This window comes from Pseudomonas sp. Z18(2022) (assembly GCF_036346535.1).
In the GTDB taxonomy this organism is placed as follows: Bacteria; Pseudomonadota; Gammaproteobacteria; order Pseudomonadales; family Pseudomonadaceae; genus Aquipseudomonas; species Aquipseudomonas yamanorum_A.
The window spans coordinates 289,196-303,447 of the sequence record NZ_JAOTOA010000004.1 but is presented as its reverse complement, the minus strand read 5'-3'; the positions used below and the strand labels follow the sequence as shown (position 1 = coordinate 303,447).

The 14,252-nt window shown below is 62.5% G+C and carries 13 protein-coding genes; 12 read left to right on the top strand and 1 reads right to left on the bottom strand.

Annotation, left to right across the window (positions count from 1 at the left end; all coding sequences use genetic code 11):
- Positions 1-27 precede the first annotated feature (27 nt).
- The 10 genes from V3W39_RS12255 (at position 28) to V3W39_RS12210 (ending at position 8,568) form a co-directional block, all read left to right on the top strand.
- Positions 28-2,319, top strand: coding sequence for a DNA internalization-related competence protein ComEC/Rec2 (locus V3W39_RS12255; protein WP_330212688.1), 2,292 nt, complete (start codon positions 28-30; stop codon positions 2,317-2,319).
- A 31-nt stretch (positions 2,320-2,350) separates the two neighbouring features.
- On the top strand, positions 2,351-2,986 hold the full coding sequence (locus V3W39_RS12250; protein WP_177042951.1) for a MotA/TolQ/ExbB proton channel family protein: 636 nt from the start codon (positions 2,351-2,353) through the stop codon (positions 2,984-2,986).
- The gene (locus tag V3W39_RS12245) at positions 2,983-3,411 is read left to right on the top strand and encodes an ExbD/TolR family protein (RefSeq protein WP_177042952.1); all 429 of its coding nucleotides are present in this window, start codon (positions 2,983-2,985) and stop codon (positions 3,409-3,411) included. Before V3W39_RS12250 ends, V3W39_RS12245 begins: the two co-directional genes overlap by 4 nt.
- Positions 3,411-4,421, top strand: a complete 1,011-nt coding sequence (gene lpxK, locus V3W39_RS12240) for a tetraacyldisaccharide 4'-kinase (protein WP_177042953.1) — start codon at positions 3,411-3,413, stop codon at positions 4,419-4,421. Before V3W39_RS12245 ends, lpxK begins: the two co-directional genes overlap by 1 nt.
- Before the next feature lie 24 nt (positions 4,422-4,445).
- Positions 4,446-4,631, top strand: a complete 186-nt coding sequence (locus V3W39_RS12235; RefSeq protein ID WP_003174668.1) for a Trm112 family protein — start codon at positions 4,446-4,448, stop codon at positions 4,629-4,631.
- A complete protein-coding gene (kdsB, locus tag V3W39_RS12230) occupies positions 4,628-5,392 on the top strand; it encodes a 3-deoxy-manno-octulosonate cytidylyltransferase (RefSeq protein WP_177042954.1) in 765 nt (254 codons plus the stop codon). Before V3W39_RS12235 ends, kdsB begins: the two co-directional genes overlap by 4 nt.
- On the top strand, positions 5,392-5,856 hold the full coding sequence (locus V3W39_RS12225; protein WP_010165863.1) for a low molecular weight protein-tyrosine-phosphatase: 465 nt from the start codon (positions 5,392-5,394) through the stop codon (positions 5,854-5,856). Before kdsB ends, V3W39_RS12225 begins: the two co-directional genes overlap by 1 nt.
- A complete protein-coding gene (murB, locus tag V3W39_RS12220; RefSeq protein WP_330212687.1) occupies positions 5,853-6,872 on the top strand; it encodes a UDP-N-acetylmuramate dehydrogenase in 1,020 nt (339 codons plus the stop codon). Before V3W39_RS12225 ends, murB begins: the two co-directional genes overlap by 4 nt.
- A 125-nt stretch (positions 6,873-6,997) precedes the next feature.
- Positions 6,998-7,984, top strand: a complete 987-nt coding sequence (locus V3W39_RS12215; RefSeq protein ID WP_177077356.1) for an XdhC family protein — start codon at positions 6,998-7,000, stop codon at positions 7,982-7,984.
- On the top strand, positions 7,981-8,568 hold the full coding sequence (locus tag V3W39_RS12210) for a nucleotidyltransferase family protein (RefSeq protein ID WP_330212686.1): 588 nt from the start codon (positions 7,981-7,983) through the stop codon (positions 8,566-8,568). Before V3W39_RS12215 ends, V3W39_RS12210 begins: the two co-directional genes overlap by 4 nt.
- Before the next feature lie 66 nt (positions 8,569-8,634).
- Here the strand turns inward: V3W39_RS12210 and rne are convergent, their stop codons facing one another.
- Positions 8,635-11,880: a ribonuclease E gene (gene rne / locus V3W39_RS12205; RefSeq protein ID WP_330212685.1), complete on the bottom strand. Its 3,246-nt coding sequence runs from the start codon at positions 11,878-11,880 to the stop codon at positions 8,635-8,637.
- 747 nt (positions 11,881-12,627) lie between these two features.
- On the opposite strand from rne, the gene rluC reads away from it, so the two are divergent.
- Positions 12,628-13,587: a 23S rRNA pseudouridine(955/2504/2580) synthase RluC gene (rluC, locus tag V3W39_RS12200; protein WP_004371325.1), complete on the top strand. Its 960-nt coding sequence runs from the start codon at positions 12,628-12,630 to the stop codon at positions 13,585-13,587.
- Positions 13,574-14,236 (top strand): HAD-IA family hydrolase, encoded by a 663-nt coding sequence (locus V3W39_RS12195; protein WP_330212684.1) that lies wholly within the window; start codon positions 13,574-13,576, stop codon positions 14,234-14,236. The genes rluC and V3W39_RS12195 overlap by 14 nt, the downstream gene beginning before the upstream one ends.
- The last annotated feature ends 16 nt before the right edge of the window (positions 14,237-14,252 follow it).

The window sequence follows — 14,252 nt, the reverse complement described above, 5'->3', positions numbered from 1 at the left end:
TTCAAGGAAAGATCCATGAGAACAGGGATGTTCGCACTCGCGCTGGGGCTGCTCGCCTTGCGCTTTTTACCCGTGTTGCCGTCCAGCGGCTGGCTGCTGTTGATGCCGGTGCTGGCCCTGATGTTGTTGCCTTTTCGTACGTATCCGCTGGCGTTTTTCCTGCTCGGATTGAGCTGGGCGTGCCTCAGTGCACAGTGGGCACTGGATGATCGTTTAGCCCCGAGTCTGGATGGCCAGACCCGCTGGGTGGAAGGGCGTGTTACCGGGTTACCGCAGCAGACGGGCGACGGCGTGCGCTTTGAACTGACCGACAGCCGGTCACGCAAGGCGCTGCTGCCCAAGCACATCCGTGTGTCCTGGCGTGGCGGCCCGCCGGTTCAAAGTGGTGAGCGCTGGCGGTTGGCGGTTACGCTCAAGCGTCCCGCCGGTTTGCTGAATGCCGAGGGTTTTGACTATGAGGCCTGGTTGCTGGCCCAGCGGATCGGCGCCACCGGCTCGGTCAAGGATGGCCAGCGGCTGGCGCCTGCGCGGCAAGCCTGGCGTGACGGGATTCGCCAGCGGTTGTTGGCGGTGGATGCCCAAGGGCGCGAGGCGGGCCTGGCGGCGTTGGTGCTCGGGGATGGCTCCGGGTTGGCCGCTGAGGATTGGCAGGTTCTGCAAGCGACCGGCACCGTGCATTTATTGGTGATTTCCGGCCAGCACATTGGCCTGCTCGCAGGGTTGATCTATGGCCTGGTGGCCGGTCTGGCGCGCTATGGATGTTGGCCGAAACCCTTGCCGTGGTTGCCCTGGGCCTGTGGCTTGGCATTCGCTGCGGCGCTGGGCTACGGCCTGCTGGCGGGTTTCGAGGTGCCGGTGCAGCGGGCCTGCGTAATGGTGGGATTGGTCCTGCTGTGGCGCCTGCGCTTTCGTCACCTGGGCATCTGGTGGCCGCTGTTGCTGGCGCTGAATGCCGTACTGATCCTCGAACCGCTGGCCAGCCTGCAACCGGGATTCTGGCTGTCGTTTGCGGCGGTGGCCGTGCTGATTTTGGCGTTCAGTGGTCGGCTGGGGCCCTGGAGTGCCTGGCAGGCCTGGACCCGGGCCCAATGGTTGATTGCCATCGGCCTGTTTCCGTTGCTGCTGGTGCTCGGCCTGCCCATCAGCCTGAGCGGGCCGCTGGCCAACCTGGTGGCGGTGCCGTGGATCAGCCTGGTGGTATTGCCCCTGGCGTTGCTGGGTACGGCGTTATTGCCGCTGCCTTATATAGGTGAGGGGTTGTTGTGGCTGGCGGGTGGCACGCTGGGCTGGCTGTTCAAGGCCCTGGCGCTGCTGGCGCAGTACGTGCCGGCCTGGGTCCCGGCGCAAGTACCGGCAGGCTATTGGCTGGTGAGTGCGTTGGGCGCGGTGCTGTTATTGATGCCCAAGGGCATCCCGTTTCGGCTGCTGGGCTGGCCGATGTTGCTGCTGGCGGTGTTTCCACCTCGGGAGTTGGTGCCCCATGGGCGGGTCGAGGTGGTGCAACTGGATGTTGGCCAAGGGTTGTCGATCATCCTGCGTACCCGCAACCATGTGCTGCTGTATGACGCCGGGCCGCGTTCCGGCGAGTTCGACCTGGGCGCTCGTGTCGTGTTGCCCGCGTTGCGCAAGCTGGGGGTAGCGGAGCTGGACGTGATGCTGCTCAGCCATGCCGACGCTGATCATGCCGGTGGTGCATTGGCTGTCGCCCAAGGAATGCCGATCAAGCGAGTGATAGGCGGTGAAACAGAGCGGCTGCCAGTCTCGCTCGGTACTCAACCCTGTGTCAGCGGCGAGCAGTGGGCGTGGGACGGCGTGACGTTCGAGCTATGGCAATGGCCTGATGCGACGGACGGTAACCAGATGTCCTGCGTATTGCTCGTGCAGGCCAATGGCGAACGGTTGTTGCTGACCGGGGATATTGACCGCGAGGCCGAGCGAGCGTTGCTCGCCACGCCCTTGGGCGCCCCGGTCGATTGGCTGCAAGCGCCGCATCATGGCAGTCGCAGCTCGTCTTCATGGCCATTCCTGCTGCGCCTGGCGCCCAAGGCCGTATTGATTTCCCGTGGCCGCAGCAATGGGTTTGGCCATCCGCATCCGCAAGTGCTGGAGCGTTACCAGGCCGTGGGCAGCGCGATTTATGACAGTGCCGAACAGGGCGCGCTGCGCCTGCAACTGGGCAGCTTCCAGCCGCCGGTGGCCGCGCGCAGCCAGCGGCGTTTCTGGCGCGAGCGCCCGCCGCAAAACAGCGTTACCAAAGACCGGCCCCTGCGACAGGATGCTCTGGGGCAGGCCAGCCCTTCCACCGGACCCTTATGGTAAAGTGGCGCACTTTTTCGAGGGGACATTCACTGTGTGGGAATTGGTCAAATCCGGCGGCTGGATGATGTTGCCGATCATTTTGAGTTCCATCGCCGCACTCGGCATCATCGCCGAACGCCTGTGGACCCTGCGTGCCAGCCGTGTAACACCTGACCACCTGCTGGGCCAGGTCTGGGGCTGGATCAAGAACAAGCAGCTCGACAAGGCCAAGCTCAAGGAACTGCGCGCCAACTCGCCCCTGGGTGAAATCCTCGCCGCCGGCCTTGCCAACTCCAAGCATGGTCGCGAGATCATGAAGGAGTGCATTGAAGAGGCTGCCGCCCGGGTCATCCATGAGCTGGAGCGCTATATCAATGCCCTGGGCACCATTGCGGCCATGGCGCCATTGCTCGGGCTGCTCGGCACCGTGCTGGGCATGATCGATATTTTCAGCTCCTTCATGGGCTCGGGCATGACCACCAACGCTGCAGTGCTGGCCGGTGGTATTTCCAAGGCCTTGATCACCACGGCGGCGGGCCTGATGGTCGGTATTCCTTCGGTGTTCTTCCACCGTTTCCTGCAACGGCGCATCGATGAGCTGGTGGTGGGCATGGAGCAGGAGGCCATCAAGCTGGTGGAAGTGGTGCAGGGCGACCGTGACGTGGACTTCGTTGAGGGCAACGCGTGAAATTTCGCCGCAAGCAACGGGAAAACGTCGATATCAACCTGGCGTCGTTGATCGACGTGGTGTTTATCCTGCTGCTGTTTTTTGTCGTCACCACCACCTTTACCCGGGAAACCCAACTGCGGGTCGACCTGCCGGAAGCCGTCAGCGGCTCCCCGGCGGAAGACCAGCAGGCCAAGCAACTGGACATCGCCATCAGCGCCGATGGCGTGTTCTCGGTGAATAACCAGTTGCTGGAGAAAAATGACCTGGCCAGCCTGATGGATGCGCTGCAAAAAGAGTCGGGCGGTGATACCAACCTGCCACTTTCCATCAGCGCCGATGGCAATACCAAGCATCAGGCCGTAATCACGGCAATGGACGCTGCCGGCAAGCTCGGCTTCAGCCATTTGCGCATGACCACCGTCGAGGCGGCGAGCCAACCCTGATGGCCATCACCGATCGTTTGCTCAAGGCCTGGTACGAAGGCCATCCGGCGCTGGCGTTGTTGCAGCCGCTGGAATCCCTCTATCGCCGGGTGGTACAGCGCAAACGCGCACGGTTCCTGGCGGGCGAGGGCGAGATCTATCAGTCGCCGGTGCCGGTCGTGGTGGTGGGCAATATCACCGTCGGCGGCACCGGCAAGACCCCGTTGATTCTCTGGCTGATCGACCATTGCCAGCGCAGCGGCTTGCGCGTCGGTGTGGTGAGCCGCGGCTATGGCGCCAAGCCGCCAGCGTTTCCATGGCGGGTCGAAGCCAGTCACACCGCCGCGCAGGCGGGGGATGAACCGCTGCTGATCGTGCAGCGCAGCGGCGTGCCGCTGATGATCGACCCCGACCGCAGCCGCGCGGTAAAGGCGCTGCTGGCCAGCGAAACCCTCGACCTGATTCTCTCCGACGACGGCCTGCAACATTACCGCCTGGCCCGTGACCTGGAACTGGTATTGATTGATGCCGCTCGTGGGCTCGGTAACCGTCGCTGCCTGCCGGCGGGCCCGTTGCGCGAGCCGGTCGAGCGTTTGCAGAGCGTCGATGCGCTGCTTTACAACGGCGCGGGTTCTGACCGTGACGACGGTTTTGCCTTTCGCCTGCTGCCCACCACGCTGGTCAACCTGCACACCGGCGAACGCAAACCCGTCGATCACTTCCCGGCGGGGCAGCAGGTGCACGCGGTGGCCGGCATCGGTAACCCGCAACGTTTCTTCAACACCCTTGAAACGCTACACTGGCGCCCAATACCCCATGCTTTTGCCGACCACGCGCCGTATAGCGCCGAGGTCTTGAATTTCACACCGGCACTGCCGTTGGTCATGACGGAAAAGGACGCGGTGAAGTGCCGCGCCTTTGCCAGGCCCGACTGGTGGTACCTTGCGGTGGACGCGGCACCGTCACCGGCGTTTGTCGCCTGGTTCGACACGCAGTTGATGCGCTTGCTGCCCGCTCGCCTTTTGCCTTAAAACGCTGCTTTCCAGGACACACTCATGGACACCAAACTGCTCGATATCCTCGCTTGCCCGATCTGCAAAGGCCCGCTCAAGCTCAGCGCCGACAAAACCGAGCTGATCAGCAAGGGCGCCGGCCTGGCGTACCCGATCCGTGATGGGATTCCGGTAATGCTCGAAAGCGAAGCCCGTACCCTGACCACCGACGAGCGCCTGGATAAATGACCACCGCCTTCACTGTTGTCATCCCGTCCCGCTACGCCTCCACCCGCCTGCCCGGCAAACCACTGCAACTGATCGGCGATAAGCCGATGATCCAGCTGGTGTGGGAACAGGCCTGCAAAAGCAGCGCCGAACGGGTGGTGGTCGCGACCGACGATCCGCGCATCATCGAGGCCTGCAAAGGCTTTGGTGCCGAAGCGGTGCTGACCCGTGAAGACCACAATTCCGGCACCGACCGCTTGGCCGAAGTGGCCACCAAGCTGGGGCTGGCGGCGGACGCCATCGTGGTCAACGTGCAAGGCGACGAGCCGTTGATTCCGCCCTGCGTGATCGACCAGGTGGCCGCCAACCTGGCAGCCCATGGCGAAGCCCGCATGGCGACCCTGGCCGAGCCGATTGAAGACATCGAGACCCTGTTCAACCCCAACGTGGTGAAAGTGGTCAGTGACATCAATGGCCTGGCGCTGACCTTCAGCCGCTCCACCTTGCCATGGGCGCGGGATGCGTTTGCCAAGCAGCCTGACGTGCTGCCGGCGGGCGTGCCTTACCGCCGCCACATCGGCATCTACGCCTACCGCGCCGGTTTCCTGCATGACTTCGTCAGCTGGGGCCCGTGCTGGCTGGAAAATACCGAATCCCTGGAACAACTGCGGGCTCTGTGGCACGGCGTGCGCATCCACGTGGGCGATGCCCTGGAAGCGCCACCGGCCGGTGTCGACACCCCTGAAGACCTCGAGCGCGTTCGTCGCCTGCTGGGGGCCTGATGCAGGTTCTGTTCGTCTGCCTGGGCAACATCTGCCGTTCACCGACGGCAGAAGGCGTGTTGCGCCACAAACTGCGGGAAGCCGGCCTGGCTGATCAGGTTGAAGTGGCCTCCGCCGGCACCGGTGAATGGCACGTGGGCAATCCGCCGGACAAGCGCAGTCAGCGGGCAGCGCTGCAGCGTGGCTACGACTTGTCGGCCCAGCGGGCCCAGCAGGTCTCCCGGGCCGACTTTTCCCGCTACGACCTGATCCTGGCCATGGACCAGAGCAACCTGCGTAACCTCAAGGCGATGCAGCCGGCCCAAGGCAAGGCGGACCTGGATCTGTTCCTGCGCCGTTACGACTCGGTGGTGGATGAAGTACCGGACCCTTACTACGAAGGCGACCAAGGCTTCGAAACCGTCCTCGACCTGATCGAGCGCGCGTGTGACTTGTTGGTGATTGAATTGAAGGGCCGGTTATGACGTTGCAGGTGCAAGCCCAGGTTTCGCTCAAACCGTTCAACAGCTTTGGCATCGACGTGCGCGCCCGGCTGTTTGCCGAGGCCCATAACGATAGCGACGTGCGTGAAGCCTTGGCCTATGCCGCCGGGCATCAACTGCCATTGCTGGTGATTGGCGGCGGCAGCAATCTGTTGCTGACCCAGGATATCGACGCGCTGGTGCTGCGCATGGCCAGCCAGGGCATCCGGGTCGTGCAGGATGATGGCATCCAGGTGGTGGTTGAGGCCGAAGCTGGCGAAGCCTGGCATCCGTTTGTGCTGTGGACCTTGGCCCAGGGTTTTTCCGGCCTGGAAAATCTCAGCCTGATCCCCGGCACCGTTGGCGCCGCTCCCATGCAGAACATCGGCGCCTATGGTGTGGAGATCAAGGACGTGTTCGCCGGCCTGACCGCCCTCGATCGCCACACCGGCGAGCTGCGGGATTTCAGCCTGGCCGAGTGCAACTTTGCCTACCGCGACAGCCTGTTCAAGCACGAAACCGGCCGCTGGCTGATCCTGCGGGTGCGTTTTGCCTTGAGTCGCGCCGCGCACCTGAAGCTGGAGTACGGGCCGGTGCAACAGCGCCTGACCGGACAAGGCATTACGCAGGCCAGCCCGAGCGACGTCAGCCGCGCCATTTGCAGTATTCGCAGCGAGAAACTGCCGGACCCGGCGGTGCTCGGCAATGCCGGCAGCTTCTTCAAGAACCCGCTGGTGTCCCAGGCGCTGGCCGCCGAGTTGCAGCTTCAATATCCGGACATGGTGGCTTACCCCCAGGCCGACGGGCAGATGAAACTGGCCGCTGGCTGGCTGATCGACAAGGCCGGCTGGAAGGGCTTTCGCGACGGTGATGCCGGCGTGCATCGCTTGCAGGCACTGGTGCTGGTGAACTACGGCGCGGCCACCGGCCAGGACATTGCCGGCCTGGCGCTGCGTATCCAGCAGGACATCGAAAAGCGTTTCCAGGTGGTGCTGGAAATGGAGCCCAATCGCTATTGAACTAAGCTTGTTTTTTGACGCACCAAGCCCTGCATTGCAGGGCTTTTTTATTTGCGCTGAGTTAACTTAGCTGACTACTCATATTTTTATCCGCTCACGGAAGATTGGCAGGAGGCGAACGCCTGATGGACAGCGTCGATCTGAATGTATTGCGCAGCGTACTGGAATGGCGCCGCGCCGGGCAGCGGGTGGTGCTGTACAGCGTGGTCCAGACCTGGGGCAGCGCGCCACGTCCGCCGGGGGCCATGCTGGCCCTGCGCGGTGACGGGGTGGTGATTGGCTCGGTGTCAGGCGGGTGCATCGAGGATGACTTGATCGCCCGTTTGCAGGATGGCCGGCTGCCTGACGACGGGCCGCCTGTGCAGTTGGTGACCTATGGCGTCACCCGCGACGAGGCCGCGCGTTTTGGCCTGCCTTGCGGTGGCACCCTGCGCCTGACCGAAGAGCGGGTGGGCGATCCGGGTTGGGTCGCTGAACTGCTGGCGCGCTGTGAGGCGCACGAGATTGTCGCCCGCGAGTTGGACTTGGCCACCGGTGAGGTGGTGCTGAGCGGTGCGAGCAAGACCGATGTGGTCAGCTTTGACGGCGAGCGATTACGGGCAATTTATGGCCCGCGCTGGCGCCTGCTGTTGATCGGTGCGGGCCAGCTGTCGCGGTATGTGGCGGAAATGGCGCGGTTGCTGGATTTCGAAGTGCTGATCTGCGACCCGCGCCAGGAGTTTGTCTATGGCTGGGAAGAACAGCACGGGCGTTTTGTGCCGGGCATGCCGGATGAAGCGGTGCTGAATATCCAGACCGATGAACGCACCGCCATTGTCGCGCTCACCCATGACCCGCGCCTGGATGACATGGCGTTGTTGACGGCCCTCAATTCCAGGGCGTTCTACATTGGTGCCCTGGGTTCGCGGGTCAACAGCCAGAAGCGCCGGGAAAATCTCGCGGCGCTCGGGTTGAGTGTGGACGCCATTGCGCGGCTGCATGGGCCTATCGGCCTGCATATCGGCAGCCATACACCGGCGGAGATCGCCTTGTCGTTGATGGCGGAAATCGTCGCCATCAAGAACGGGATTGATCTGTTGCAAAAAAAGCCGTTGCAGGCAGCCGTCAGTTGACGGGCATCACCGCGATCATCCTGGCGGCGGGGCAGGGCAGTCGTTTTCGGGTTGAGGCGGGTGCCGATCAGGACAAGTTGCTGGCGCCCTGTGTGGGCCGGGACGGCGTCACGCGGCCGGTAATCGAACAGGTGCTGGTGAGTTTGCCATCTGCCGTTGCAAAACGTTGGTTGGTGACGTCGCCGGATCGCGCGGAAGTCATCCGGTTGGCAAAGGTGCACGGTTGCGAAGTGCTGCTGTTGCGCTCGCCGGGCATGGGCGACAGCATCGCCGCCGCAGTGGCTGCCAGTGGGCCGTCTGCCGGTTGGCTGGTGGTGCTGGGGGATATGCCGTTTATCCTGCCTGCGAGTATCGGGCAGGTGATGGCAGGCGTTGGAGAGGACGGTATCAGTGTCCCGGTGCACGCAGGCCAGTATGGTCATCCTGTAGGATTTGGCCGTTCGTTCGGCCCGGCATTAATGGCACTGACCGGTGATCGCGGAGCAAAGCCACTGTTTGCCCATGCCTCGCTACAGGAAGTGGCAGTCGATGATCCCGGTGTGTTGTGGGATGTGGACGTGCCGGCTTTGCTGAACTACCGCTAGCTGATAGGCAGACATAAAAAAGCCCCGCCTGATCACTCAGGCGGGGCTTTTTAGTAGCCGATGGAATCAGACGAGGGGTTTAGGCTCGTGCTCTTCTTCCAGGGCTTTAGGCTGGTGCTCTACCACTTCTTCAACGGAACGCACGTTCTCGTCGATGACAGGGGCAGTGTGCTCAACCACGGCTTCGGTGACCGGAGCAGGGGCTGCTTCGACCACTTCAGCAACGGCTGGAGCTGCTTCGGCAGCGGCCTTGGCAGCAGCGGCGGCTGCTTCAGCTTCCTTGCGACGACGACGCACTTCACGCGGGTCATTCGGCGCACGGCCGTTTTCGGTCAGGGCGCTGACTGGAGTGGCTTCAACCACCGGAGCGGCGACTTCGGCAACCACTGGCACTTCAACCACTGGCTCAGGCTCGGCAACCACGGCAACAGGTTCCGCGGCGACAACCACTTCAGCGACTGGCGCTGGAGCTTCTTCGACGACTGGAGCCGGTGCTGGTGCTTCGACTGCTTCAACCACTGCGGCTGGCTCGGCGGTCCACTGGAACGCGGTCTGTTCTTCGCGAACTTCACGCACTTCAGGGGTTGGCTCGGCAACCGGTGCTTCAACAGCGGCTTCAACCACTGGCTGTTGTTCAACAACAGCCTCAGGCTCGGCAACCACTTCAGCTACAGGCTGAGGCTCGCGAACTTCACGAACGTGACGAACCGGCGCTACTTCCACTTCCACTTCCGGAACAGCTGGCGCTTCGACCGGAGTCGTTGCTTCAACTACCGGTGCTTCGACGACTGGCGTCTCTACAACGGTGTTTTCCTGGATGGCGGCGGTGGCGGCTTCAGCTTGCTCGTTGGCTTGGGCTTCAGCAGGTGCGCTGATGACCGAGCTGGCAACAGCGGCGGTAACGGCCAGGCCGGCAGCCAGTTCGGCGCCAGTCGGTTCGCCAGTAGCGGTAGCTTCGCCGGTCTCTTCCGAGCCTTCGATTTCATTGCCGTTGGCATCACGTTGACGCTCACGACGGTTGCTGCGACGACGCTGACCACGGGAGCGGCGGCGTGGACGATCGCCTTCGGCGTTGTCCTGGCCGTCTTCCTGTTGCTGGTCTTCGTTGGACAGCAGCTCTTCTTCTTCACCGGCTGGAGCCGCTTGCTCGGCACGTGGTTGACGCTCTTCACGAGGAGGGCGTGGCGCACGTTCTTCACGGGGCTGGCGAGCTGGACGTTCTTCAGCGGTGGCAACGGTTGCAGCAGCGGCGGCTACGGCCGGAGTGGCATCCAGCGGCTCACGCAGTTCACGCACGCGTTCTTCGCGCTCGCCACGTGGCTTGCGGTCTTCACGAGGGGCGCGTGGAGTGCGCGGTGCACGTTCTTCGCGCGGTGCGCGCTCTTCACGGGCTACGGCTGGGGTTTCTTCACGGGCTTCGCGCGGTTGGCGCTCTTCACGTGGGGCGCGATCTTCGCGAGGTGCACGTTCTTCACGAGGCTTGCGCTCTTCGTCACGGCGACCGTTGCGATTGCGGCTCTGCTGGCGACCGTTGCGACGCTCTTCATTGCGCGCAGGGCGTTCAGTCACAGGCTTCTCGACCACAACCGGCGCAACCGGCTCTTCCTTGGTGGCGAACAGGCTGACCAGCGACTTCACCAGGCCTTTGAACAGGCTTGGTTCAGGCAGGGTAACTGGCGCGGCAACCGGAGCGGCAGCTTCAACCGGAACCGGTGCGTTGGCACGGGCTGGTGCGGTCTTGACGGCAGCTTCCTGGCGAACCAGGGTGCGGGTCGCAGCCGCTGGCTGGACTTCTTCCACTTCGGCAGCGGCAGCAGCGATTTCGTAGCTGGACTGGTTGACGTGGGCTTCCGGGCTGTCATCACGCAGGCGCTGCACTTCGAAGTGCGGCGTCTCGAGGTGATCGTTCGGCAGGATGACGATGCGGGCACGAGTGCGCAGTTCGATCTTGGTGATCGAGTTGCGTTTTTCGTTGAGCAGGAACGCAGCGACCGGGATCGGCACCTGGGCGCGCACTTCGGCAGTGCGGTCTTTCAGGGCTTCTTCTTCGATCAGGCGCAGGATCGCCAGGGACAGCGATTCAACGTCACGGATGATGCCGGTGCCGTTGCAACGCGGGCAGACGATGCCGCTGCTTTCGCCCAGGGATGGACGCAGGCGCTGACGGGACATTTCCAGCAGGCCGAAGCGCGAGATACGGCCGACCTGTACGCGGGCACGGTCAGCTTCCAGGCATTCGCGGACTTTCTCTTCCACGGCGCGCTGGTTCTTGGCCGGGGTCATGTCGATGAAGTCGATCACGATCAGGCCGCCGATGTCACGCAGGCGCAGCTGGCGGGCGATTTCTTCAGCCGCTTCCAGGTTGGTCTGCAGGGCGGTTTCTTCGATGTCGCTACCCTTCGTGGCACGCGCCGAGTTGATGTCGATGGACACCAGGGCTTCGGTCGGGTCGATCACGATGGAGCCGCCGGAAGGCAGTTCGACCACGCGCTGGAAAGCGGTCTCGATCTGGCTTTCGATCTGGAAACGGTTGAACAGCGGAACGCTGTCTTCGTACAGCTTGATCTTGCTGGCGTACTGCGGCATCACCTGGCGGATGAAGGTCAGGGCTTCGTCCTGGGCTTCAACGCTGTCGATCAGCACTTCGCCGATGTCCTGGCGCAGGTAATCGCGGATGGCGCGGATGATCACGTTGCTTTCCTGGTAGATCAGGAACGGCGCGGAACGATCCAGCGAAGCTTCTTTGATAGCGGTCCAGAGTTGCAGCAGGTAGTCGAGGTCCCACTGCATTTCTTCGCTGCTGCGGCCAAGGCCGGCAGTGCGCACGATCAGGCCCATGTCGGCCGGAGCGATCAAACCGTTCAGCGCTTCACGCAGTTCGTTGCGCTCTTCGCCTTCGATGCGACGGGAGATGCCGCCGGCACGCGGGTTGTTCGGCATCAGGACCAGGTAGCGGCCAGCCAGGCTGATGAAGGTGGTCAGGGCGGCGCCCTTGTTGCCACGTTCTTCTTTTTCCACCTGGACGATGACTTCCTGGCCTTCGCTCAGGACGTCCTTGATGTTCACGCGGCCTTCAGGAGCTTTCTTGAAGTATTCGCGGGAGATTTCTTTGAGGGGCAGGAAGCCATGGCGCTCGGAGCCGAAATCGACAAAGGCAGCCTCAAGGCTTGGTTCGATGCGAGTAATCCGGCCTTTATAGATGTTGGCCTTCTTTTGCTCGCGTGCACCGGACTCGATGTCCAGGTCGTAGAGGCGTTGGCCATCTACCAGTGCAACACGCAACTCTTCGGGTTGAGTTGCGTTAATCAGCATTCTTTTCATGTCGTACCGTCGGTTTCCGGGCTGCCGGAAACGGCGTTCGGCACACACGACTTCTCACGGTCGGTGTCAGGTGCGTCAAGAGTGGTTGGCCACTCCAGTGTCCAGCAATACCCGCCAAAATGGGCGATATCGCGACGTACGCTTCCTGCTTGCTGTGGTGACTTAAGCACTCAGTCAGGAGGAGGAATCAACCGGCGACTGTGGACGAGATGAAGCGTCTAAATATAAGCCTAGTGCTACACGGTCCGACGGTTGTGCATCTCCACCCTACACGTATCCCTGATAATTCGGGTGCTGCCGCGCGCAGAATCCGCAGCGGGTTGGCATTTACCGTGTTCTCCAATGGGGAGAACACGCTCATGGCTAAACAAGACCGGGTGTGGGCGACTGTGCTCTCACTCAGCTCGTAACAGGCGTTGTTTCCGAAGCATTCGCCGTGGTCTGGCTCAAGACTGACTGCACTTTGTGAACTGGCCGTAAATATCGGCGCAAAAGGCGAGTAATCACTCTGCTTCTTGCACTCGCTTCAGGCCTCATGTCACCTGCGCTTGTTACAATCTCGAGCCTTCCAGGGTGGCGAAAGCCCCGTAGGACGGCCTCGCGTCCTGATGAATTGCGATGGTCAGGGCCGGCAGTTTGCCGCTAGTCCTCTGTCCAGGCCGCTTTTGGCGGCGTTCGCGACTATAGCAGCAATGATTAAGTGCTTCAATTCCATAAAAAATTGTTATCATCGCCGCCATGACGACTACCGCCCCCCAGACCCCCAGCGTCCAGCTGCTTGAGGTCTCGCCGGAATATGCCGGCCAACGCATCGACAACTTTCTTCTTGCCAGGCTCAAAGGCGTGCCCAAGACCTTGATTTACCGCATTTTGCGTAAAGGCGAAGTGCGCGTGAACAAGGGCCGGATCAAGCCCGAGTACAAGCTGCAGGCGGGCGACATCGTCCGTGTGCCGCCGGTGCGGGTGCCTGAGCGGGATGAACCGGTCCCTCTGGCCCAGGGCCTGTTGCAACGCCTTGAAGCGTCGATTGTCTTTGAAGACAAGGCGCTGATCGTGATCAACAAGCCTTGCGGCATCGCCGTTCACGGCGGCAGTGGCCTCAACTACGGGGTGATCGAAGCCTTTCGTCAGTTGCGCCCGGATGCCAAGGAGCTGGAGCTGGTCCACCGTCTGGACCGCGACACCTCCGGCCTGCTGATGATCGCCAAGAAGCGCAGCATGTTGCGCCACCTGCATGCCGCCCTGCGCGGCGATGGCGTGGACAAGCGCTACATGGCGCTGGTGCGCGGCAACTGGGCAACCTCGATCAAGAGCGTCCGCGCGCCGTTGCAGAAGAGCAACCTGCGTTCCGGCGAACGCATGGTCGAGGTAGACGAGGAGGGCAAGGAGGCGCTGACCCTGTTCAAGGTACTGCGCCGCTTTGGTGACTTCGCCACCATGGTCGAGGCCAAGCCGGTCACCGGCCGTACCCACCAGATTCGGGTGCACACCCTGCACGCGGGCCACTGCATTGCTGGCGACACCAAATACGGCGACGAGGATTTCTCCAAGGAAATTCGCGATCTGGGTGGCAAGCGCCTGTTCCTGCACGCCTACATGCTCACCGTGCCGCTGCCCGATGGCGGCGAATTGAAGCTGCAAGCGCCTGTCGATGAGATGTGGGCCAAGACCGTGGAGCGCCTGAGTGTCGCACCTTGACTACAAGCTGCTGATCTTTGATTGGGACGGCACGTTGTGTAATTCCATTGGTCGGATTGTCGAGTCGATGCACGCTGCGTCGACCCGTTCCGGTTACGCGTTGTGCGACGACCTGGCGGTCAAGGGCATTATCGGCCTGGGCCTGCCGGAAGCGATCCGCACCCTGTATCCGGAGATCGGCGACGACGAGCTGATAGCCTTTCGTCAGCACTATGCCGATCACTACATGGCTCTGGATGCCCAGCCTTCACCGCTGTTTGAAGGCGTAGCCCAGGCCATGGAAGCGTTTCGCGCCGACGGCTATCACCTGGCAGTGGCCACCGGCAAGGCCCGTCGCGGCCTGGATCGGGTGCTCAAGGCGCATGGTTGGGAAGATTATTTCGACGCGACCCGTGCAGCGGATGAAACCGCCAGCAAACCCCATCCTCTGATGCTCGAACAGATCCTTGCTCAATGTGGCGTGTCGCCTCGGCAGGCGCTGATGGTGGGGGATGCGTCGTTCGACCTGATGATGGCGCGTAATGCTGGCATGGACTCCGTGGCGGTCAGCTACGGCGCCCAGTCTGCCGAGGCATTGCAGGCGTACGAGCCGAGACTGACGATTGACCGTTTTTCTGAATTGCAGGCCTGGCTGAGCCGGGCCCATTAAGTCTTTGCTGGGGTAG